The organism is Kitasatospora sp. NPDC057198 (genome assembly GCF_042670125.1).
In the GTDB taxonomy this organism is placed as follows: Bacteria; Actinomycetota; Actinomycetes; order Streptomycetales; family Streptomycetaceae; genus Kitasatospora.
The window spans coordinates 1-21,253 of record NZ_JBHUWH010000046.1; the positions used below are offsets into that span (position 1 = coordinate 1).

Annotated in this window: 19 protein-coding genes and 1 riboswitch; of the genes, 10 read left to right on the forward strand and 9 right to left on the reverse strand. The window is 73.4% G+C overall.

Annotation, left to right across the window (positions count from 1 at the left end; genetic code table 11):
• The first annotated feature begins 95 nt into the window (after nt 1-95).
• The 7 genes from ACFUEL_RS08265 to ACFUEL_RS08295 all read left to right on the forward strand — a co-directional run bounded on the left by ACFUEL_RS08265 (nt 96) and on the right by ACFUEL_RS08295 (nt 7,620).
• Complete coding sequence (locus tag ACFUEL_RS08265; protein WP_380235235.1) at nt 96-1,061, forward strand: carbohydrate ABC transporter permease; 966 nt, start codon at nt 96-98, stop codon at nt 1,059-1,061.
• A complete protein-coding gene (locus tag ACFUEL_RS08270; protein WP_380235237.1) occupies nt 1,058-1,978 on the forward strand; it encodes a carbohydrate ABC transporter permease in 921 nt (306 codons plus the stop codon). Before ACFUEL_RS08265 ends, ACFUEL_RS08270 begins: the two co-directional genes overlap by 4 nt.
• A 63-nt stretch (nt 1,979-2,041) precedes the next feature.
• Complete coding sequence (locus ACFUEL_RS08275) at nt 2,042-3,616, forward strand: glycoside hydrolase family 3 protein (RefSeq protein WP_380235238.1); 1,575 nt, start codon at nt 2,042-2,044, stop codon at nt 3,614-3,616.
• A 183-nt stretch (nt 3,617-3,799) separates the two neighbouring features.
• Nucleotides 3,800-4,585 (forward strand): GntR family transcriptional regulator, encoded by a 786-nt coding sequence (locus ACFUEL_RS08280; RefSeq protein WP_344559039.1) that lies wholly within the window; start codon nt 3,800-3,802, stop codon nt 4,583-4,585.
• Nucleotides 4,586-4,772: 187 nt separating this feature from the next.
• A complete protein-coding gene (locus ACFUEL_RS08285; RefSeq protein WP_380235239.1) occupies nt 4,773-5,084 on the forward strand; it encodes a DUF3311 domain-containing protein in 312 nt (103 codons plus the stop codon).
• A gap of 20 nt (nt 5,085-5,104) precedes the next feature.
• The gene (gene mctP, locus ACFUEL_RS08290) at nt 5,105-6,700 is read left to right on the forward strand and encodes a monocarboxylate uptake permease MctP (protein WP_380235260.1); all 1,596 of its coding nucleotides are present in this window, start codon (nt 5,105-5,107) and stop codon (nt 6,698-6,700) included.
• Nucleotides 6,701-6,861: 161 nt separating this feature from the next.
• A complete protein-coding gene (locus ACFUEL_RS08295) occupies nt 6,862-7,620 on the forward strand; it encodes a histidine phosphatase family protein (protein WP_380235240.1) in 759 nt (252 codons plus the stop codon).
• An 87-nt stretch (nt 7,621-7,707) separates the two neighbouring features.
• Here the strand turns inward: ACFUEL_RS08295 and ACFUEL_RS08300 are convergent, their stop codons facing one another.
• Entirely contained in the window at nt 7,708-8,715 is a 1,008-nt protein-coding gene (locus ACFUEL_RS08300) for a helix-turn-helix domain-containing protein (RefSeq protein ID WP_380235261.1), read from the reverse strand.
• A gap of 275 nt (nt 8,716-8,990) precedes the next feature.
• Here ACFUEL_RS08300 and ACFUEL_RS08305 point away from each other — a divergent pair, with 275 nt between their 5' ends.
• From ACFUEL_RS08305 to ACFUEL_RS08315, 3 genes are all read left to right on the forward strand, one after another.
• A complete protein-coding gene (locus tag ACFUEL_RS08305; protein ID WP_380235241.1) occupies nt 8,991-9,485 on the forward strand; it encodes a GNAT family N-acetyltransferase in 495 nt (164 codons plus the stop codon).
• A 216-nt stretch (nt 9,486-9,701) separates the two neighbouring features.
• Nucleotides 9,702-9,840, forward strand: a riboswitch (cobalamin riboswitch).
• Nucleotides 9,841-10,014: 174 nt separating this feature from the next.
• On the forward strand, nt 10,015-12,429 hold the full coding sequence (locus ACFUEL_RS08310; RefSeq protein WP_380235242.1) for a ribonucleoside-diphosphate reductase subunit alpha: 2,415 nt from the start codon (nt 10,015-10,017) through the stop codon (nt 12,427-12,429).
• A gap of 20 nt (nt 12,430-12,449) precedes the next feature.
• Nucleotides 12,450-13,445, forward strand: a complete 996-nt coding sequence (locus tag ACFUEL_RS08315) for a ribonucleotide-diphosphate reductase subunit beta (protein ID WP_380235262.1) — start codon at nt 12,450-12,452, stop codon at nt 13,443-13,445.
• Between the two features lie 73 nt (nt 13,446-13,518).
• Here ACFUEL_RS08315 and def read toward each other — a convergent pair whose 3' ends face one another.
• The 8 genes from def to ACFUEL_RS08355 form a co-directional block, all read right to left on the reverse strand.
• Nucleotides 13,519-14,145, reverse strand: a complete 627-nt coding sequence (def, locus tag ACFUEL_RS08320; protein WP_380235243.1) for a peptide deformylase — start codon at nt 14,143-14,145, stop codon at nt 13,519-13,521.
• A 71-nt stretch (nt 14,146-14,216) separates the two neighbouring features.
• Nucleotides 14,217-15,200: a tetratricopeptide repeat protein gene (locus tag ACFUEL_RS08325; protein ID WP_380235245.1), complete on the reverse strand. Its 984-nt coding sequence runs from the start codon at nt 15,198-15,200 to the stop codon at nt 14,217-14,219.
• A 107-nt stretch (nt 15,201-15,307) separates the two neighbouring features.
• Nucleotides 15,308-16,645 carry an HD-GYP domain-containing protein gene (locus tag ACFUEL_RS08330; RefSeq protein WP_380235247.1) on the reverse strand — a complete coding sequence of 446 codons (1,338 nt, stop codon included), beginning with the start codon at nt 16,643-16,645 and terminating at the stop codon, nt 15,308-15,310.
• A complete protein-coding gene (locus ACFUEL_RS08335) occupies nt 16,642-18,168 on the reverse strand; it encodes an HD-GYP domain-containing protein (RefSeq protein WP_380235249.1) in 1,527 nt (508 codons plus the stop codon). The genes ACFUEL_RS08330 and ACFUEL_RS08335 overlap by 4 nt, the downstream gene beginning before the upstream one ends.
• 53 nt (nt 18,169-18,221) lie before the next feature.
• Nucleotides 18,222-18,584 (reverse strand): mycothiol system anti-sigma-R factor, encoded by a 363-nt coding sequence (gene rsrA / locus ACFUEL_RS08340; protein ID WP_380235250.1) that lies wholly within the window; start codon nt 18,582-18,584, stop codon nt 18,222-18,224.
• Complete coding sequence (locus tag ACFUEL_RS08345) at nt 18,581-19,327, reverse strand: sigma-70 family RNA polymerase sigma factor (protein WP_380235263.1); 747 nt, start codon at nt 19,325-19,327, stop codon at nt 18,581-18,583. The genes rsrA and ACFUEL_RS08345 overlap by 4 nt, the downstream gene beginning before the upstream one ends.
• Before the next feature lie 377 nt (nt 19,328-19,704).
• A complete protein-coding gene (locus tag ACFUEL_RS08350) occupies nt 19,705-20,331 on the reverse strand; it encodes an alpha/beta family hydrolase (RefSeq protein ID WP_380235251.1) in 627 nt (208 codons plus the stop codon).
• 150 nt (nt 20,332-20,481) lie between these two features.
• Nucleotides 20,482-21,219, reverse strand: a complete 738-nt coding sequence (locus ACFUEL_RS08355) for an SOS response-associated peptidase (RefSeq protein ID WP_380235252.1) — start codon at nt 21,217-21,219, stop codon at nt 20,482-20,484.
• Nucleotides 21,220-21,253 lie beyond the last annotated feature (34 nt).

Below are 21,253 nucleotides of genomic sequence, written 5' to 3' on the forward strand. Positions count from 1 at the left end.
GTCCGCGGTCCCGCGGACTGCCCACCCGTGCGCCAGGACCGATCAGATCCGCGGGCCCGGGAAGGACCCTGATGAGCGTGACCACCAACGAGACCGTGACACGGTCCGAAAGCCAGGGGCCCGCCCCGGCGAAGAAGCCGCAGCGGCGCGGTGTCTTCGCGGGCGGCCAGTACATTCCCTACACCCTCCTGCTGCCCGCGGTCGTCGTGCTCGCGGGCGTCCTGGTGTACCCGATCTACAAGCTGATCGACCTGTCGTTCCAGAACGTCAACAAGTTCGCCTACCTGGCGCACCCGGAGCGGGCCAGCTACATCGGCTTCGACGGCTACACCAAGGTCCTGGGCGACGGCGACTTCTGGAGCGTGATCCTGCGCTCGGTCTACTTCACCGCGGAGCTGGTCATCCTCTCCATGGTGCTGGGCATGCTGCTCGCCCTGCTGATGAACCGGGTCTCCGCCTGGGTCCGGGTCACCTTCTTCACCGTGATGATGTTCGTCTGGGCGATCCCGGCGCTGGTCAACGGCCAGGTCTTCCGCTGGATGTTCTCCTCCAACAGCGGCATCGTCGACTACGTCGCCTACCTGCTCACCGGCGACGAGAGCTGGAAGCACTACGACTGGTTCGCCGACTCGACCGTCGGCCTGTACGTCGTCGGTGCCGCCGTCGTCGTCTGGGGCGCGCTGCCCTTCCTGGTGCTGGGCCTGTACGCCGCGCTCACCCAGGTGCCCAAGGAGCTGATGGAGGCCGCCCGCCTGGACGGCGCCAACAACCTCCAGGCGTTCCGCCACGTGACCATCCCGGTCATCCGGCCCTTCCTGATGATCAGCACCGCGCTGAGCTTCATCTGGGACTTCCAGGTGTTCGCGCAGATCTACTCGCTGCGCAACTCCTCCCCCGAGGAGGGCTACCAGACCATCGGCACCTACCTGTACATGCACGGAGTCGGCTCCTCGCAGTACAGCAACGCCTCGGTCATCTCCATCGTGATGATCCTCATGATGCTGGCGGTGCTCGTGTACTACATCCGCCAGATGCTCAAGATCGGAGCCAACGAGCGATGAGCGACGTCCTTTCCCCCGCTCCGAAGACCCAGCAGCCGCCGGCCCCGGTCAAGAAGCGGAAGAAGTCCAAGGAGACCGAGGTCGGACGCAGCGGCGTGATGACCTGGGTCTGGAACGCCGTCGCGCTGTTCTCCGCGCTGGTGATGGCCTTCCCGATCTACTGGATGGTCATCACCACCTTCAAGACCAACAAGGACCTGATCGCCCAGGACCCGACGTTCTGGCCGTCCACGTTCTCGCTGGACAGCTACCGGACGATCTTCGACGACGTCGACTTCCTCCCGGCCCTGCGCAGCACGCTGTTCCTGACCGTGGGCTCCGTGGTGTTCGGCGTCGCGGTCGGCTTCCTGGCCGCCGTCGCCGTGGCCCGGTTCAACTTCCGCGGCCGCAGCTTCTTCATCGTCACCATGCTGGTGGTCCAGATGGTGCCGCTGATCGCGATCCTCATCCCGCTGTTCGTGGTGATGAACAACGCCGACATGACCGGCAACCTGTTCGGCGTCATCCTCGCCTACCTGGTCTTCACCGTCCCGTACGTGATCTGGACGCTGCGCTCGTTCATCGTGAACATCCCGCCGGAGCTGGACGAGGCCGCGATGGTCGACGGCTGCACCCAGTGGGGCGCGTTCTTCCGCGTCATCCTGCCGCTGACCCTGCCCGGCCTGGTCACCACCGCCGTGTACAGCTGGATCCAGGCGTGGAACGAGTTCATCGTCGCCAGCGTGCTGCTGAACAGCGGCCACACCAAGACCTCGATGGTCTGGCTGACCGCCTACTCGTCCTCGCCGACCCGTGCCGCGGACTACGGCTCGCAGATGGCCGGCGGCCTGCTGGTCTCGCTGCCCGTCATCATCCTGTTCGTGTTCTTCCAGAAGAAGGTGTCGGCGGGTCTCACCGCCGGTGCGGTCAAGGGCTGAGCCCCCTTCCCCACCATCACCGCACCCGTAACACCTCTCACCCCCAGGGAAGGAACCAAGGCGATGCCCGGTACGGAAAGCGCCGATCTCCTCCGCGACGCCGGAGCGGTCCTGCAGCCCGGCTTCGCCGGTCTGACCGCGCCCGAGTGGCTGCGCCGCAGACTGGGCGACGGCGAACTCGGCGGCGTCGCCCTGTTCGGCCGCAACATCCGCACCCCGCAGCAGGTCGCCGCCCTGACCTCGGAGCTGTACGCGCTCAACGGGGACCTGCTGGTCGCCACCGACGAGGAGGGCGGCGACGTCACCCGCCTCGAGGTGACCACCGGCTCCTCCTACCCGGGCAACCGGGCGCTCGGTGAGGTCGACGACACCGACCTCACCGAGCGGGTCGCCCGCTCCATCGGGTTCGACCTGGCGAGCGTCGGCGTGAACCTCGACTACGCGCCCGACGCGGACGTCAACTCCAACCCGGACAACCCGGTGATCGGCGTCCGGTCCTTCGGCAGCGACGGCGAACTCGCCGCCCGGCACACCGCCGCGTACGTCCGCGGCCTGCAGTCCGCCGGCGTGGCGGCCTGCGCCAAGCACTTCCCCGGCCACGGCGACACGGCCGGCGACTCGCACCTCGGGCTGCCCCGGATCGACCTGGCGCTGGACCAGTTCGCCGAGCACCTGCTGCCCTTCCGGGCCGCCATCGCGGCCGGCGTGAAGAGCATCATGACCGCGCACATCCTGTTCGACGCCTACGACGCCCAGCTGCCCGCGACCATGTCGCAGCGCATCCTGACCGGCCTGCTCCGCGAGGAGCTCGGCTTCGACGGGCTGATCGTCACCGACGGCATCGAGATGGGCGCCATCTCCGGCACCCACGGCGTCGCGGCCGGCTCGGTGCGGGCCGTCGCGGCCGGCGCCGACACCATCTGCGTCGGCGGCGGCCTGCAGGACGAGGACGCCTTCGTCTACCTGCGCGACGCGCTGGTCTGGGCGGTCCGCGAGGGCCGGCTGTCCGCCGAGCGGCTGCACGAGGCCGCCGAGCGCAACCGGGCCGTCGCCCGCTGGTCGGCCGGCGTGCGGGCCGCGCAGGTCGGCCGGCAGGCCGAGGTCGGCGTCGGCCTGACCGCCGCCCGCCGCGCGCTGCGGATCACCGGCGAGCTGCGCCCGCTGGGCGGCGTCCCGCACGTGGTGGAGTTCTCCCCGGGCGCGAACATCGCGGCCGGCGACGAGACCCCGTGGGGCGTGGCCGGCCCGCTGTCCGAGCTGGTGCCCGGCACCACCTCCAGCCGGGTCTCCCCGCCCGCGACGGTGACCGAGGGCTCCGGCCTGCTGCAGGTCACGGTGGCCGCCGAGGACGCCGAGATCGACACCGCCCCGCTGCTGGGCGCGGCGGTCGGCCGCCCGCTGGTGCTGGTGGTGCGCGACGTGCACCGGCACGGCTGGATGCGCCGGGCCGCGCTGGCCCTGGTCGAGCACCGGCCGGACGCGGTGGTGGTGGAGATCGGCACCGCGCACGGGACGGCCGAGCTGTTCGCCCCGCACGGGGTGACCACGCTGGCCACCTACGGCGGCTCCCGGGTCGGCGGGGTCGCCGCCGCGGAGGCCCTCGCGGGGCTCGCGGTGACGGCCGCCAGGGCCGGCTGAGACACTCGGGACGGGCCCGGGACGGGCGCCAGGCGCCCCGTTCCGGGCCCGTCGCGTACCCGGCGGGCGGCACCGAATCCGGCCGGGGCTCACGCTCGCCCTCCCGTGCGTGCAAACATGTGCTGTTACATAGGACTTAGGGGTCCGTTAAGGGACCGCCTCCAACGAGGAGTGAGAGCTGCCATGAGTGGCGACAGGGACACGGCGGCGCTCGCCGAGGGCTCCACCGTGCCGACCCAGACCGGCCCTGCCACCGCCACGGCCCGGGTCCCCAAGTACTACGGCCTCAAGCGGCACCTGCTGCAGCTGACCGAGACCCAGCCGGCCGGCACGCCGGTCCCGCCGGAGCGCGCGCTGGCCGCCCAGTTCGACACCTCGCGCACCACCGTCCGGCAGGCCCTGCAGGAGCTGGTCGTCGAGGGCCGGCTGGAGCGCATCCAGGGCAAGGGCACCTTCGTGGCCAAGCCGAAGGTCGCGCAGGCCCTCCAGCTCACCTCGTACACCGAGGACATGCGGGCCCAGGGCCTGGAGCCGACCTCCCGGCTGGTCGAGGTCGCCTACATCTCGGCCGACGAGCGGCTCGCCCCGCTGCTGGACATCAAGCCGGGCGGCCGGGTGCTGCGGATCGAGCGCCTGCGGCTGGCCAACGGCGACCCGATGGCGATCGAGGTGGCGCACCTGTCCGCCAAGCGCTTCCCCGCGCTGCGGCGCAACCTGGCCAAGCACAACTCGCTGTACACCGCGCTGCGCGAGGTCTACGGGGTGACGGTCGCGGAGGCCGAGGAGACCATCGAGACCACCCTCGCCAACCCGCGCGAGGCCGGACTGCTCGGCTCCGACCTGGGCCTGCCGATGCTCCAGCTGTCCCGGCACTCCTTCGACGCGGACGGCGCCCCGGTCGAGTGGGTGCGCTCGATCTACCGCGGCGACCGCTACAAGTTCATCACCAGGCTGAACCGTCCGGCGTAAGGCCCCCGCGCGGCGGCGCGTCCGGGTGGTTCCCATGATCCGGTTGACGGGGTAGTGACAGCGGTCACCCCCCTGCCCTAACCTCGCGGGGACCTTCCGATCACCGAGGGTGCTGCTCGGCGGGCGCACGGCCGTGTGCGCTGCGGCGCCACTGAGGTGACTCCTCGTCAGCCTCCGGGAGCCGCTCGTGCCGTCACCGTCCCAAGTCCCCGCCCCGGGCACCCCGCCCGTGGTCTCCCCCGCCCGGGTACTGGCAGGTCTGTGCCTGCTGGTGCCGATCGTGGTCATGCTGTGGGTGCCGTCCTACGGCAAGACGTCCCCCGAACTCGGCGGGATGCCGTTCTTCTACTGGTACCAGTTGCTGTGGGTGCCGCTGTCGGCGCTGTTCACCGGCTCGGCGTACCTGCTGATCAGGCGTGACGAGGCGGCCCGCCGGGCCGCCTCCGCCGTTCCCGGGCCGGTGCTGCCCGCCCAGCCGAAGGACGGGGGCCTGGCGTGAAGCACGTCGACTGGACCGCGATGACGGTCTTCCTGCTGTTCTTCGTCCTGGTGACGGTGATGGGCTTCCTGGCCTCCCGCTGGCGCCGCGCGGACGACGCCCAGCACCTGCACGAGTGGGGTCTGGGCGGGCGCAGCTTCGGCACCTGGATCACCTGGTTCCTGCTGGGCGGCGACCTGTACACGGCGTACACGTTCATCGCGGTGCCGGCGGCGGTCTACGCGGCCGGCGCGTCGGGCTTCTTCGCGGTGCCGTACACGATCATCGCGTACCCGCTGGTGTTCCTGTTCCTGCCCAGGCTGTGGTCGGTGTCGCGGGTGCACGGGTACGTGACGCCGGCGGACTTCGTGCGCGGCCGGTACGGGTCGCGGGGGCTGTCGGTGGCGGTGGCGCTGACCGGCATCCTGGCCACGATGCCGTACATCGCGCTGCAACTGGTGGGCATCCAGGCGGTGCTGGACGTGCTGGGCGTGGGCGGCAGCGGCAACTGGTTCGTCCAGGACCTGCCGCTGTTCATCGCCTTCGGCGTGCTGGCCGCGTACACCTACTCCTCCGGCCTGCGGGCGCCCGCGCTGATCGCGTTCGTCAAGGACGCGCTGATCTACATCGTGATCGCGGTCGCGGTGGTCTACATCCCGATGCGGCTGGGCGGTTTCGGGCACATCTTCGACGCCGCGCAGCACAAGTTCTCCACCCCCGGCGCGAACGGCCAGCCCAGCGGCTCGCTGGTGGTCAAGCCGAGCGGGCAGTGGGCGTACGCGACGCTGGCGTTCGGGTCGGCGCTGGCGCTGTTCATGTACCCGCACTCGGTGACCGGCGTGCTGGCGTCGAAGTCCCGCAACACGGTGCGCCGGAACATGGCGATCATGCCCGCGTACTCGCTGATGCTGGGGCTGCTGGCGCTGCTGGGCTTCATGGCGATCGCGGCCGGGGTCAGCAAGGGCGCCAAGGGCTACAACAGCCAGTTGGCGGTGCCGCAGCTGTTCGCGGACATGTTCCCGTCCTGGTTCACCGGCGTCGCGTTCGCGGCGATCGGGATCGGCGCCCTGGTGCCGGCCGCGATCATGTCGATCGCGGCGGCGAACCTGTTCACCCGCAACGTGTACAAGGAGTTCCTGAAGCCGGGCGCCACGCCCGCCGAGGAGACCAGGGTCGCCAAGATCGCCTCGCTGCTGGTGAAGGTCGGCGCGCTGGTGTTCGTCCTGGCGATGGACAAGCAGGCCGCGATCAACATGCAGCTGCTGGGCGGCCTGTGGATCCTGCAGACCGCGGTGGCGCTGGTGGCGGGCCTGTTCACCCGGTGGTTCCACCGCTGGGCGCTGCTGGCGGGCTGGGCGGCCGGCATGGTGTACGGGACGTGGCAGGCGTGGGGGATCTCCACGCCGGCGACCGCGCACTTCGGCGGCAACACCGCGGCGATCCCGGGGATCGGCCGGACCGGCTACATCGGCCTGACCGCGTTCGTGCTGAACGCGGTGGTGGCGGTGGTCCTGACGCTGGTCCTGCGGGCCGTGAAGGCCCCCGAGGGCGCCGACGAGACCTCGAAGGCCGACTACTCCGCGGAGACCGGCGACGAGGCCGTGGAGCGCGCCCCGCAGCCCGCAGCGGCGCACTGACGCACCGGGGGCGCGCGCTTCCTCGTCGTGCGCCCTGTGGTCGCGCCGTCCCCCCGATCGACACTGGGGTGACGGCGCGACCGTCCGTCCTGCCCGGCCGTCGGCCGGGAGCGGGAGGGACGCCCCACCGCACGCGCCACCGACCACGGGGAGCCACCGCCATGACCGACCTCAGCACGGTACGCAACGGGCACCGGCCCGAGGCCGACCGACCGGACCGGACGCGGCGGCTGCCCTCGGTGCTGGTCGCCACCCGGCACGGCGAGTCCACCGCCAACGTGGAGTTCCGGCACGCGGACACCAGCGGGGCGCTCACCGTCCCGATCACCTGCCGGGACGCCGACATCCCGCTCTCCCTGCACGGCCAGGACCAGGCCCGCGACCTGGGCCGCTGGTGGGCCGAGCGGCCGCCCGCCGACCGGCCCCGCTCGGTGTGGTGCTCCCCGTACGTGCGCACCGCGGAGACCGCCCGGATCGCGCTGGCCCAGGCGTCCGGGCTGGGCGCCGTCCCGGTCGGGCTGGCGGTGCGCCACGACGAGCGGCTGCGCGACCGGGAGCTGGGCGTGCTGGAGATGCTCACCAAGGCGGCCATCGAGCGCGACCACCCGGCGGAGGCCGAGCGGCGGCGGCGGATGGGCGAGCTGTACTACCGGCCGCCCGGCGGCGAGTCCTGGCTGGACGTGGCGCTGCGGGTGCGCGACCTGCTGCGCGACCTGTGCGAGGAGGAGGCGGGCCGGCCGGTGCTGGTGGTGGCGCACGACTGCACCGTGCTGATGCTGCGGCACGTGCTGGACCGGCTGCCCGAGCAGGAGCTGCTGGCGCTGGACCCGGTGGCGAACTGCTCGACCAGCGTGTGGCGGGCCCGCGAGGGGCGGCTGCGGCCGGCCGGCTGGAACCAGACCGGCCACCTGTCGGCCTGACCGGCCGCCTGTCGGCCTGACCGGCCACCTGTCGGCCTGACCGGCCCCGACGCGCCCGGCCCGGCGCGTCCCGGCGCGTCCCGGCCCTCAGCGCGCCGGTTCCAGGCCCGCCGGGCCCCGCTCCCCGGCCCCGGCCCCGGCGGGCCGCCGCGGGCCGCCGAAGGCCCGCCGGTACGCCTGCGGGGTGGTGCCCAGCCAGCGGCCGAAGTGGTGCCGCAGCGCGGCGGCGTTGCCGAAGCCGCAGCGGGCGGCCACCGCGTCCACGCTCTGCCCGGTGGACTCCAGCAGGCGCTGGGCGAGCAGCACCCGCTGGCCGGTCAGCCAGCGGTGCGGGGTGGTGCCGGTCTCCTGCCGGAAGCGGCGGGCGAAGGTGCGCGGCGACATGTGGGCGAGCCGGGCGAGCTGCTCGACGCCGGTGTCCCGGTCGAGGTGGCGGCGCATCCACTCCAGCACCCCGGCCAGCGACTCGCCGTCGGCCTCGGGCAGCGGGCGGTTGATGAACTGGGCCTGGCCGCCGTCCCGGTGCGGGGCGACCACCATCCGGCGGGCGATCTCCCGGGCCACCTCGGCGCCCTGCACCTTGCGGACCAGGTGCAGGCAGGCGTCGATGCCCGCGGCGGTGCCGGCCGAGGTGATCACCGGGTGGTCGTCCACGTACAGCACGTCGGGTTCGACGGTGGTCAGCGGGAAGCGCTCGGCCATCAGCCCGGCGTACCGCCAGTGGGTGGTGCAGCGGCGGCCGTCGAGCAGGCCGGCCGCGCCGAGCAGGAAGCTGCCGGAGCAGATCGACAGCAGGTGGGCGCCGCGGTCGTGGGCGGCCCGCAGCGCCTCGGTGACCGCCGCGGGGTAGTGCGCGCGGATGCCGGTGGCGGTGGCGATCACCAGGTCGGCCTCGGCGATCCGCTCGGGGCCGTGCGGGACGTCGACGGTGAACCCGGCGTGGGTGCGCATCGGCCCGGGGCGGTCGCCGGCCAGCGCGAAGTCGTAGACCGGCAGGCCGGATTCGCTCCGGTCCAGGCCGAACACCTCGCAGGCCACGCCCAGTTCGAAGGGGTGGATCTCTTCCAGCACCACGACGGCGACGTTGTTCAGCATCCGCATGCCGCCAGGATGGCAGTGGCAGGATTTCGTGGCAATGGTGCGTTCCTGCCACTCGTTCCGGCCGCCCGGCCGCAGGACAGTGGAGCCATGACCACCGCGCTCGCCCTGCTGGGCCTCATCGGCAGTTTCGGACTCCTCGGCGTCCTGGTCGGCCGCGACCTGGACCGGCACGGCCGCCACGGCCGCGACAACGCGCACCGCCCCACCGGCTACCCGTCCGACCCGGACCTGGCGGACCGGCGCCGCCGCCCGTCCGGCACACTGTCCGGATGCAGCCCCCGCTCGTCCGCCGCGCCCTCGCCCGCGACCTCGCCGGAGCCGGGGAGGTCAGCGTCGAGGCGTTCGTCGGCGACGGCCACACCCGCCCCGGCTCGCCGTACGTCGACCTCCTGCGCGACGCCGCCCGCCGCGACCGGGAGGCCGAACTCCTGGTCGCCGTCGACGGCGCCGGAGCGGTGCTCGGCTGCGTGACCCTCGCGCCGGGCGGCACCGCGTGGGCGGACGTCGCCCGGCCCGGCGAAGGCGAGATCCGGATGCTCGCGGTCGGCGCGGCGGCCCGCGGCCGCGGCGTGGGCCGGGCGCTGGTGGCGGCGGCGGTCGAGCGCTGCCGGGAGCTGGGGCTGGCCGGGATGGCGTTCTCCACCCGTCCGGCGATGACCGCCGCGCACCGGCTCTACCGCGCCCTGGGCTTCGTCCGCTGCCCCGAACGGGACTGGTCGGCCGCCCCCGGGACGGACCTGCTGGTCTACACGATGCGGTTCTGACCCGCCCGGCGGACTTCCCGGTTTTTTCTCCGGCCGATCGGAAACCTCCGCGGCCCGTCCCCCGTTCTCCCCCTCGGCCGTCCGCTCCGGCGGGGCCGCCCAGGACACGCCGGGCGCGGGGCCGACGGTCCCTCAGGGGCCGTGCGGCCCGTTTCCGTTGTCTACGCGCGGCGCCACCGACGCGACACGCGCTACTACATCTGGTGCTTCCAGCTCCAGTCGCCACTACATGTATGCTCACTCTCGCTGTCGACGCAGGGGAATCCGGTGGGAATCCGGGGCTGCCCCGCAACGGTGAGCGGGCTGCAGCGACGCCCGCGCAGTCCGAGGACCTGCCGACGGTGTGCGACACGGCATCCCCGCAGACGCCATGCAGCACAGCTTTGCCGTCCGGTCTCGCGGGCGGACCGGGGGTGGTCTTCGGCGCGCCGGAACGCGTACGCGTTCCTTCGTGCTGCCCTCCCCTGGCCGCGTGCGGTGCCGGACACCCGAGAGCCACGTCCGCCGCCGCCACAGGAGAGAGTGCGCCTTGACCGTCGCCGCCTCAGTCACCCTGCCGTCCCAGGGATCCGCCGACGCCTTCACCGACCCCGGTGCGGCGTTGCTCCGGCTGCTCACCGACCGCAGCACCGACCTCCCCCAGGTGGACCCCGGCCACGTCGCCGCCGCCGCGCTGCGCGGCCGCCACGCCGGTTCGGACTTCGCCGAGCTGCGCGGGCTGGCCGTGGAGGCCGCCGCGTCGATGATCGCCGAGGACCCGCAGTACTCGAAGCTGGCCGCCCGCCTGCTGGCGCTGGAGATCCGCGACGAGGCCGCCACCCAGCACGTCACCTCGTTCTCCTCCTCGGTGGCCGTGGGCCACGCCGAGGGCCTGATCGGCGACGCCACGGCCGCGTTCGTGGCGCAGCACGCCGACCTGTTCGACTCGCTGATCGACGAGTCGGGCGACGACCGCTTCGAGTACTTCGGCCTGCGCACCGTGCAGTCCCGCTACCTGCTGCGCCACCCGATCACCCGCAAGGTGGTCGAGACCCCGCAGCACTTCCTGCTCCGCGTGGCGGCGGGCCTGGCGGTCGGCACCACCGAGGAGTCGGTGCGCGAGGTCGCCGAGCTGTACACCCTGATGAGCCGGCTGGAGTACCTGACCAGCTCGCCGACGCTGTTCAACTCCGGCACCCGGCACCCGCAGATGTCCTCCTGCTACCTGCTGGACTCGCCGCTGGACAACCTGGACTCGATCTACAACCGGTACGCCCAGATCGCCCGGCTGTCCAAGCACGCCGGCGGCATCGGCCTGTCCTACTCGCGGATCCGCTCGCGCGGCTCGCTGATCCGCGGCACCAACGGCAAGTCGAACGGCATCGTGCCGTTCCTGCGCACCCTGGACTCCTCCGTGGCGGCGGTCAACCAGGGCGGCCGGCGCAAGGGCGCGGCCTGCGTGTACCTGGAGACCTGGCACGCCGACATCGAGGAGTTCCTGGAGCTCCGCGACAACACCGGCGAGGAGGCCCGCCGGACCCACAACCTGAACCTGGCGCACTGGATCCCGGACGAGTTCATGCGCCGGGTCAACGCCAACGCCGACTGGTCGCTGTTCTCCCCGGCGGACGTGCCGGAGCTGGTCGACCTGTGGGGCGCCGAGTTCGACGAGGCGTACGTCAAGGCCGAGCTGGCGGGCAAGGCGGTGCGCACCATCCCCGCGCAGACCCTGTACGCCCGGATGATGCGCACCCTGGCGCAGACCGGCAACGGCTGGATGACCTTCAAGGACGCCTCCAACCGGGCCGCCAACCAGACCGCGCTGCCGGGCCGCACGGTGCACTCCTCGAACCTGTGCACCGAGATCCTGGAGGTCACCGACGACTCGGAGACCGCGGTCTGCAACCTCGGCTCGGTCAACCTGGGCGCGCACGTCGCCCCCGGCGCCACCGCCGCCGACCTGGTGAACGCGATGGACTGGGAGCGCCTGGACGCCACCGTCCGCACCGCGGTGACCTTCCTCGACCGCGTGATCGACATCAACTTCTACCCGACCACCGAGGCCGGGACGTCCAACTCCCGCTGGCGCCCGGTCGGCCTGGGCGTGATGGGCCTGCAGGACGTCTTCTTCCAGCTGCGGATCGACTTCGACTCCGCCGAGGCGGTCGCCCTCTCCACCCTGATCGCCGAGCGCATCATGCTCACCGCGTACGAGCGCTCCGCCGACCTGGCCGAGCAGTTCGGCCGGCACGAGGCGTACGGCGAGACCCGGGCCGCCCGCGGCCAGCTGCACATCGACCACTTCGGGTCCGCGAACCCGCACTGGGCCGGCCGCTGGGACGCGCTGCGCGAGCGGATCGCCGAGGTCGGCCTGCGCAACTCGCTGCTGCTGGCGATCGCCCCGACCGCGACCATCGCGTCCATCGCCGGCGTCTACGAGTGCATCGAGCCGCAGGTCTCCAACCTGTTCAAGCGCGAGACCCTCTCCGGCGAGTTCCTCCAGGTCAACCCGTACCTGGTGCGCGAGCTCAAGGAGCTCGGCGTCTGGGACCAGCAGACCCGGGACGCGCTGCGCGACGCCAACGGCTCCATCCAGGAGTTCAACTGGCTGCCGCAGGAGGTCCGTTCGCTGTACCGCACGGCGTGGGAGCTGCCGCAGCGCGCGCTGATCGACCTGGCCGCCGCCCGGCAGCCGTACATCGACCAGAGCCAGTCGCTGAACCTGTTCATGGCGGCGCCGACCATCGGCAAGCTCTCCTCGATGTACTCGTACGCCTGGAAGGTCGGTCTGAAGACCACCTACTACCTGCGCTCCCGCCCGGCGACCCGGATCGCCCAGGCCGCGTCCGGAGCCGCCCGCACCGCCGCCCCCGTCCCGGTGCAGTCCCCCGCCCTCTCCCAGGCCGAGCAGGACGCCATCGCCTGCTCGCTGGAGAACCCCGAGTCCTGCGAGGCGTGCCAGTGAGCACCGAAGACCAGAAGAAGATGCTGCTCGACCCCGGCTTCGAGCTGACGCTCCGTCCGATGCGCTACCCGTCGTTCTACGACCGGTACCGGGACGCGATCAAGAACACCTGGACGGTGGAGGAGGTGGACCTGCACTCCGACGTCGCCGACCTCGCCAAGCTCTCCGAGGGCGAGCGGCACATGATCGGGCGGCTGGTCGCGTTCTTCGCCACCGGCGACTCGATCGTCGCCAACAACGTGGTGCTGAGCCTCTACAAGCACATCAACTCCCCCGAGGCCCGGCTCTACCTGTCGCGGCAGCTGTTCGAGGAGGCCGTGCACGTCCAGTTCTACCTGACGCTGCTGGACACCTACCTGCCCGACCCGGAGGACCGCAACGCGGCCTTCGCCGCGGTGGAGAACATCCCCTCCATCGCGCAGAAGGCCCAGTTCTGCTTCAAGTACATGAACGCGGTCGACCACATCGAGTCGCTGCAGTCGAAGGAGGACCGCCGGGCCTTCCTGCTCAACCTGATCTGCTTCGCGGCCTGCGTCGAGGGCCTGTTCTTCTACGGCGCCTTCGCGTACGTGTACTGGTTCCGCAGCCGCGGCCTGCTGCACGGCCTGGCCACCGGCACCAACTGGGTGTTCCGCGACGAGTCGATGCACATGGACTTCGCGTTCTCCGTGGTCGACACCGTCCGCGAGGAGGAGCCCGACCTCTTCGACGACAAGATGGCCCGGCAGGTCACCGAGATGCTGGAGGAGGCCGTCGAGGCCGAGCTCCAGTTCGCCCGCGACCTGTGCGGCGAGGGCCTGCCCGGCATGAACACCGAGTCGATGCGCGAGTACCTCCAGGCCGTCGCCGACCAGCGCCTGGCCCGGCTCGGCCTGCCGGTCCGGTACGGCTCGACCAACCCGTTCGGCTTCATGGAGCTGCAGAACGTCCAGGAGCTGACCAACTTCTTCGAGCGCCGGGTCTCCGCCTACCAGATCGCCGTCGAGGGCTCGGTCTCCTTCGACGACGACTTCTAGGCCGCCGGCCCGGGAGACAGCACGGAGGGCCGCACCCCGCGGGGTGCGGCCCTCCGCCGTGCGTCCGGGGCCGTCAGGCGTTCGGGACGGTCGCGTACTTGGGGGTGCCGTCGGCCATCTGCCGCAGCGCGTCCTTGCGGTCCCGCTTGGAGAGCCGGTCGATGTACAGGTACCCGTACAGGTGGTCGGTCTCGTGCTGGAGGCAGCGGGCGAAGAAGCCGGTGCCCTCGACCCGGACGGGGTTGCCGTCCTTGTCCTGGCCGGTGACGGCCGCGTAGTCGGGGCGGGCCAGCTCCTGGTAGGCGGTGGGGACGGACAGGCAGCCCTCCTGGCCGTCGTCCAGCACCCGGCGGCCGGCCGGCAGCTCCTCCAGCACCGGGTTGACCACGTGGCCGATGTGCCGGACGCCCTCGTCGTCGGGGCAGTCGTAGACGAAGACCTTCAGGTCGACGCCGATCTGGTTGGCGGCCAGGCCGACGCCCTCCGCCGCGTACATCGACTGGAACATGTCGTCGATCAGCGCGGACAGTTCGGCGTCGAAGGCGGTGACGGTCTTCACCTCGCGGTGCAGCACCGGGTTGCCGACCACGGTGATCGGACGCGCGGTGCCCCGGGACAGGTCCGGCTCCTCGCCGACCACCCGCTGGGGCTCGCCGTCCTCGTGGTCGTGGTCGTGCTCGTGGTCGTGCTGCTCGGCCATCGCTCGGTTCCGCTTTCGTCCGCTTCCGCCTGGTGTACCGGTCCAGGGTACGGGGCGCGGGCCCGCCGGGGTCAGCAGACCTCTTCGAGGTCCCGGTAGGCGCGGGTGGCCGGGGAGGCCGCGACCCAGCGCTCCAGCAGCGCCCGGACCAGGCCGGCCGGCGCGGCGATCCCGCACTCGCGCTCGACCTGCCAGGGACCGCCGGCCGCGCCCTGGCTGAGGTGGCTGAGGTGGCCGGGGTGCAGCGGGTCGCCGTCGTCGTGCGGGTCGTGGTGGGCGGTGTGGCCGTCGTCGATCGCCATCCGGGACTCCGAGCAGGTGCGGCACAGCAGCCGCACCGAGGACGTCCAGTCCTCGGCGGCGTACCCGGCGTCGGCCACCGTCTTCTCCAGCGCGTCCCGGTCGGCGGCGGTGGCGGCCTGCAGCAGCACCACCCAGGTCGGCACGGGGGACGGCGCCCACAGCTCGATCTCGTCGAAGACCGGGTAGGCGACGCCGTCGGCGACCCGCTCGCCGTGCGGGGCGCCGTCGTGCAGCACCACCTCGCCCCAGCGGCGGCCGGAGGACGGCAGCGGGATGGACAGCACCTCGATCCGGGCCGGGTCCAGCCGCCGGCCCCACACCACCTCGGACTCGCCGTCCGGGGAGAGCCGCACCGGGGTGGTGCCCAGGTCGAGCTCGATCGGCCCGTCCAGCGCGGGCCCGCCGGGCAGCCGCAGCCCGTACGCCTGCCAGGCGCGGCGGGCCAGCGGCCAGTCCTGCAGGGCGGTGGCGGTGATGCCGAGGTTCCACCAGTCCGGGGCGCCGTGCTGGCGGTCGAGCAGCGCGACGGCGCGCAGGCCGGCCGAGCGGGCCTGCTCCCAGTCGCGGCGGAACTTGTGCAGCAGGGCCAGGTTGAACCAGGAGTCCGACAGCCACGGCTCCAGGTCCGCTGCCATCACCAGCAGCGCCCCGGCGTCCTCGTAGCGGCCGTCGCCGATCAGGGTGAACGCACGGTCGGTGGTCTGCCGCCAGGTCGCCGACGGACGGTGCCGTGCGCGGTGGAAGATCCTCACGTTGGTCCCTTGCCGTCGGTCGTCACCGGGTCGCCCCGCCTCCGGGTCTTCCCGCCACGACCGCATCCAACCACGCCCGCCCCCGGCCGCGCGCCCCGCGCGGCCATTCAGGCCGCCGGGCGGCAGCGCCCCTCCGGACCGCGGGCGGCGCGGTGGCCGCGGCGGCCGAGCCGGGCCAGCGCGTCCAGCACCACCGGGTCGTAGCCGTGCCCGGCGTCCAGCCGCAGGTGCTCCAGCGGGTCGAGCAGGCCCGCCCGGGGGCGGTCGGCGGCGGCGGTGCGCAGGTCGTCGTGGGCGTTGGCGACCCGGATGATCCGGGAGGCCAGCGGCAGGGTGGGGTCGTGCCGGCCGTCGGCGAGGCGGCACGGGTCGGCCAGCCGGGCGACCTGCTGCCACACCTGCCGGGGCACCCCGGTGCGCTGGATCACCTCGCTGCCGAGCCGGGCGATCCGTTGCTGCTCGCCGTCGGGCAGCAGCGCGGTGGCCCCGCCCGGGACGGGCTCGACCAGCGACAGCTGCCCGATGTCGTGCATCAGCGCGGCGTACTCCAGCAGCGTCAGCTCCCGGCTGCCGAGCCCGAGCTCGCGCCCCAGCGCGCACGCCGTGTCGGCGACCCGGCGGGCGTGCCCGGGGGTGGTGTACCCAGCGATCTCGGTGGCCCGGGCCAGCGTCTCGATGGTCTGCCCGGTGGTGGCCCGGACGGCGACGGCCCGCCGGAACGACGCCTGGGCGAGCAGCAGCGGCAGGCAGAACACCGGCAGCGCCCACAGCCCGGCCTCCCCGGCGAGCAGGCTCAGCAGCAGCCCGGTGGCGACCTGCGCGGAGCCGATGCCGAGCAGCGCGTGCAGCTGGTCGTCCAGCGCGGCGGCGTACCGCAGCCCGCTCCGGGCGGCCTGCTGGGCGGCGGCCAGCACCGCGTCGCCGAGCGCGGCCAGCGCGGCCACGCCCGCCAGCAGCGCCCCGTACGCGGGCCCCGGCATCCGGTCGGTGAGCCCGGAGTTGTACAGCGGCTGGAACAGCAGCGCGGCGAACGAGACGGTGACCAGCCGGCGGGCCGCGGAGTCGGAGCCGGCCGGCGGGACGGGCGGGCGGTGCCGGGCCACGGCCAGCAGGTGCTGCCCGGCGGCCTGGGCGGCCAGCCCGAGCAGCGTGCCGGCCGCGGTGACGGCGGTGACCTGCAGCACCCCGTGGGTGGTGGGCAGGCCGTGCAGCGGTCCGAGCAGCGCGTAGGCGAGGGCGACGGCGGTGGCAACCGGCGCGGGTTCGCGGTCGCCGGGCAGCGCGGGCCCGGCGCACTGGCCGAGCGCGACCAGCCCGGTGAAGGCCAGTGCCACGCCGCCCTGGGCGACGCCGTCGGCCAGGGCGTGCAGGAGCCCGGCGGTGCCGAGCAGGCCGGCCGCGAGGACCAGCAGGTCGGCCGGGGCCGGGCGGCGGCGGGTGTTCACGCCGCTCCCCCGGTCGGCAGGCCGGTGCCGGACTGCTGCGGCAGCCGGGCCGGTTCGGGCACGCCGAGCGGGATGTCGGGCACCTCGCCGTCCCAGCCGCCGGGCGGCGGCGGTTCGGGCTGCCAGCCGTGCTCGGCGACGGCCTCGACCAGGGCGGTGACCATCACCGGGTCGAACTGGCTGCCCGCGCACCGCTCCAGTTCGGCGACCGCCTCCGGGACGGGGCGGCCGCGCCGGTAGGAGCGGGTGGAGGTCATCGAGTCGAAGGCGTCGGCGACCGAGATGATCCGGGCGAACTCGGGGATCCGCTCCCCCGCCAGGCCGTACGGGTAGCCGCGGCCGTCCATCCGCTCGTGGTGGTGCAGGATGCCGTCCCGGCCCTCGCCGAGGAAGTCCAGCTGCCGCACCAGCTCGTGGCCGAACACCGGGTGCACCTCCACCGCGCGCCGCTCGGCGTCGGTCAGCGGCCCGTTGCGGCGCAGCAGTTCGGTGGCCACCGCGAGCTTGCCGACGTCGTGCAGCGTCCCGGCGAAGTGCAGGGTTCGCACCCGGTCCTCGGCCAGCCCGAGCTGGCGGGCGATCAGCACCGAGGCCCGGCCGACGCGTTCGCTGTGGCCGCGGGTGTAGGCGTCCTTGATCTCCACCGCCTGCACCAGCGCCTGCACGGTGGCCCGGTGCGCGGCCCGCTCGCGGTGGCCCTGCGCGGACAGCCAGGCGGTGATGGTCAGCGGCAGCAGGCCGAGCACCGCGGCGAACGCCCCGTACGGGCCCTGCCACAGCACGGCGATCATCAGCCCGCCCGCGCCGTGCAGCAGCGCGGCGGGCGCGGCCCGGCGCAGGCCGCGCAGCGCGCCCGGACCCGACCCGGCGCAGGTCAGCCGGACCATGCCGGCCACCAGCACGCCGTTGACCAGGCAGAACGTCAGGATCGCGGCCAGCGCGCCGAGTGCCGCCCCGGGGAAGCGGGTGCCGAGCAGCAGCCGGACCCCGCCGAGCAGCCGGAACACCTCGGCGGCGGCCGCCGCGGCCAGGGCCAGCTGGGCGCCGTTCCACACCCGGCGCAGCCCGCGCGGGTGCACGGCCGGGCCGAGCAGGGCGCCGGGCAGGGCGACCAGGGCGGCGGCGGCGGGCGGCAGCATCAGCACGCCGGCGAACAGCACCGGGAAGAAGCCGCTGCCGCGCGGGTCGGCGGGGGTCTCGTCGGCGGGGCGGCCGCGCAGCCGGCGCCAGACCCGGGCGCACGGGGTGCGGGCGCCCTGCGCCAGCGACTCCAGGCACAGGTGCAGCAGGGCGAGCAGGCCGATCCTGGGCCACTCCAGCTCCGGGCCGGCCACGGCCAGCGGCAGCAGCACCGCGCACGCGGCCGCCAGGACGACGGCCAGGTAGCCCAGCGCCCGCCCCGGCAGGGCGGCGCGCTGCTCGCGTGCGCTTGCGCTGGCGATCTCGGCCTCCCCCGCCCGTACGGGCCCTCCGACGTGAGGACTCGTCAGAGAATAGGGCCCGCCCGGACGGACACGGCGCACGATCGCGCATCGCCGCAGCCGGAGCAGCGACAGCTCACCCGATCGAGTGAGCGCTACTCCGCGGTCGCGACCGCCGAGCCGTGCCCGGCCGCCCCGTCGACCGTCACCTCGACGCTCACCGCGGACACCTCGATCACCGAGGTGTCCACCTCGCCGGAGCGCTGGGTGCGGATCGAGTCGATCCGGGCCAGCACCTTCGCCCGCAGGTCGGTCGGGGTGTCGTCACAACCGCAGGAGCGCTTGATCAGCGCCTTGATCGCCTGCTCCAGGCCGTACTTCTCCAAGCACGGCGAGCACTCGTCGAAGTGCACCCGCAGCTTGGCGCAGTCGCCCTCGGCCATCTCGTTGTCGAGGAACTCGTAGAGGTGGTCGAGCACCTCGCCGCACTCGGTCTCGTGCGGATCTCCGCAGCTCATGAGCCCGCGCCCTTCGCTTCCTGCCCTGCACCGGTACCGGCCGGGACCAGCCCCCGCTCGCGGGCGTAGTCCTCCAGCATGCCGCGCAACTGGCGGCGGCCACGGTGCAGTCGGGACATCACCGTACCGATGGGTGTACCCATGATGTCCGCGATCTCCTTGTACGCAAAGCCCTCGACGTCCGCGAGGTACACCGCGATCCGGAATTCCTCCGGGATCGCCTGCAGCGCGTCCTTCACGTCGCTGTCCGGCAGGTGGTCGAGCGCCTGCGTCTCGGCCGACCGCAGACCGGTCGACATGTGCGACTCGGCGCGCGCCAGCTGCCAGTCCTCGATCTCCTCGGCCGCGGTGCGCTGGGGTTCGCGCTGCTTCTTGCGGTACGAGTTGATGAACGTGTTGGTGAGGATGCGATACAGCCACGCCTTGAGGTTGGTGCCCTCGCGGAACTGGTGGAACGACGCGTACGCCTTGGCGAACGCCTCCTGGAGCAGGTCCTCCGCGTCGGCCGGGTTGCGGGTCATCCGCAGCGCCGCCGAGTACATCGGATCCAGGTAGCCGAGCGCGTCGCGCTCGAAGCGCTCGCGCCGGGCCCCCTCGCTCTCGTTCTCGGACACCCGGAAGGTGTCCTCGCCGATCGCCTCGGCCAGTTCGTCGCCGGTGAGCTGTTCGCCCTCCGGACGGCCCTGGTCGGCGCCAGCAGCGCCCGACACGGCCGCGTCATCGGTCCCGACGACCGGACCCACCTCCTCGGAAACCCGCACACGGCCCGCTTCGGGCCGACCCGCAAGCGAGGATATCGGGCTGACCGGCTTCTCGCCCGCGGCAACCCACTCCGACCAGTCCGGCAGGAGCGCAGACTGCGCAGCCCGCTCTTCCGGCCGCTCGCGGCACGCGATCGAACCCATGGACGCTGCCTTTCCACCCGGGGCATCTTCTGACGACTCGTGCAACCCCGCGAACCGCCGCCGCATTCCCGGGCCACCGCTGTGCGACCCGGCTCACTGTCCGGACCGCGACCTTGCCGGTGCGGAGGCGCGCAGGGGCGGAGACGCGAAGGCGCGTGGCTGTGCGGGCGTGCGGGCGATGGGCCGGCCCGGCGGGGTGGCTCCGGCCGGGTGCCTCAGGGGCGGAGCCAGTCGGCGACCGCCCCCGTGATCAGCTCCAGGGCGGCCTCCCGGGTGAGCGGGGCCCGCTTCGGGACGGTGAAGCCGTGCCCGGCGTGCGGCACCCCGACCAGGCGGTGGCCGGCCGGCAGCCCGGGGAACTCCGCCGGGGTGCCGAAGGTGTCCGCGCCGCCCTGGACGACCAGCGTGGGCAGGCCGGTGCCGAGCAGTTCGTCCGCCCGGCTCCGCTCCGGCCGGCCCGGCGGGTGCAGCGGGAAGGCCAGCGCGAGGACGCCCGCCGCGCCGAGGGCGGACGAGGTCCGGCAGGCGACCCGGGCCCCGGCGCTGCGGCCGCCCGCGTACACCGGCAGCCCCTCCTCGGCGACGGCGGCGAACTGCGCGGGCCACCCCGCGTCGAGCACCGCCGGCGCCGGCGCCAGCTTCCGCCCGGCCACCCGCCAGGGCTGCTCGGCCAGCACCACGCTGACCCCGCCGGCCGGCAGCACCGCCGCGAGCGCCCGCAGATCGGGGGCCTCGACCCCGCCCCCCGCCCCGTGCCCGAGGAGCAGGACGGCCCGCGCCCCGTCGGCCCGGAACCAGTGGAGCCGGGCGTCCCCGGCAGGAGTCTCGACGATCCGCTGCATGCCGCAGAGCGTATAGAGAGGGGACCCCGCCCCGGAGGAACACTCCCGCCCCACCCGAAAGCCCCACCCATCCCGTCCCCCACCCGAAAGCCCCACCACCGCCCCCGCCCGGAGGACACCCCGCTCCCCGCCCGGAGGGCGACTCCCGGCTCAGAACAGCGTCGTGAGGTCGTCCTCGGTGAGCGGCCGGGTCAGCCCCGGGTGGTTGTTGCGGATCCTGCCGACCTCGTCGGGGACGGCGTGGATGCGCAGCGCGCCGGGCGGGGGCGGGGTGAGGTCGGCGGTCTCGGCGTGCGGGTCGAGCCAGGCGTCCCAGCGGTCGGGGCCGAGGTGGAGCGGCATCCGTTCGTGGACGGGGGCGAGCAGCGGTTCGGCGGCGGTGGTGACGATGGTGCAGGTGACCAGCCAGGCGTCGGGGTGGCCGCCGGGGCGTTCGCGGTCGCGCCAGAACTCGTACAGCCCGGCGAGGGCGAGCGGCGCGCCGTCGGCGCGGTGCACGAAGTAGGGGCGGCGGGGCGGGCGGGAGAGGTCGTCGGTGGGGGCGGTCTGCCACTCGTAGTAGCCGTCGACGGGTATCAGGCAGCGGCGGGAGGCGTACGCCTGGCGGTAGGCGGGCTTCTCGTGGACGGTCTCCGCCCGGGCGTTGATCATCTTGACCGCGGTGTCGGCGCTGCTCGCCCAGCCGGGCACCAGGCCCCAGCGCAGGGCGTGCAGTTGGCGGACGGGGCGGCGCTGTCCGCGCGGGGCCCGGTCGAGGACGGCGTAGGTCTTCGCGGTGGGGGCGACGTTCCAGCTGGGGGCGATCGTCTCGGTCGGGTCCCACTGCTGGACGCCGAACAGGCGGACCAGTTCGGCGGGGTCGGTGGAGGAGGCGAAGCGTCCGCACATGGGGCCCAGCTTGCCAGAGCGGGCCGGGCGGGAC

Bases quoted from the DNA above. Each gene is read 5' to 3' on its own strand.
- ACFUEL_RS08270 (WP_380235237.1), top strand. From the start codon at position 1,058: ATGAGCGACGTCCTTTCCCCCGCTCCGAAGACCCAGCAGCCGCCGGCC.
- ACFUEL_RS08275 (WP_380235238.1), top strand. From the start codon at position 2,042: ATGCCCGGTACGGAAAGCGCCGATCTCCTCCGCGACGCCGGAGCGGTC.
- ACFUEL_RS08280 (WP_344559039.1), top strand. From the start codon at position 3,800: ATGAGTGGCGACAGGGACACGGCGGCGCTCGCCGAGGGCTCCACCGTG.
- mctP (WP_380235260.1), top strand. From the start codon at position 5,105: ATGACGGTCTTCCTGCTGTTCTTCGTCCTGGTGACGGTGATGGGCTTC.
- ACFUEL_RS08295 (WP_380235240.1), top strand. From the start codon at position 6,862: ATGACCGACCTCAGCACGGTACGCAACGGGCACCGGCCCGAGGCCGAC.
- ACFUEL_RS08300 (WP_380235261.1), bottom strand. From the start codon at position 8,715: ATGCTGAACAACGTCGCCGTCGTGGTGCTGGAAGAGATCCACCCCTTC.
- ACFUEL_RS08305 (WP_380235241.1), top strand. From the start codon at position 8,991: ATGCAGCCCCCGCTCGTCCGCCGCGCCCTCGCCCGCGACCTCGCCGGA.
- ACFUEL_RS08315 (WP_380235262.1), top strand. From the start codon at position 12,450: ATGCTGCTCGACCCCGGCTTCGAGCTGACGCTCCGTCCGATGCGCTAC.
- def (WP_380235243.1), bottom strand. From the start codon at position 14,145: ATGGCCGAGCAGCACGACCACGAGCACGACCACGACCACGAGGACGGC.
- rsrA (WP_380235250.1), bottom strand. From the start codon at position 18,584: ATGAGCTGCGGAGATCCGCACGAGACCGAGTGCGGCGAGGTGCTCGAC.
- ACFUEL_RS08350 (WP_380235251.1), bottom strand. From the start codon at position 20,331: ATGCAGCGGATCGTCGAGACTCCTGCCGGGGACGCCCGGCTCCACTGG.
- ACFUEL_RS08355 (WP_380235252.1), bottom strand. From the start codon at position 21,219: ATGTGCGGACGCTTCGCCTCCTCCACCGACCCCGCCGAACTGGTCCGC.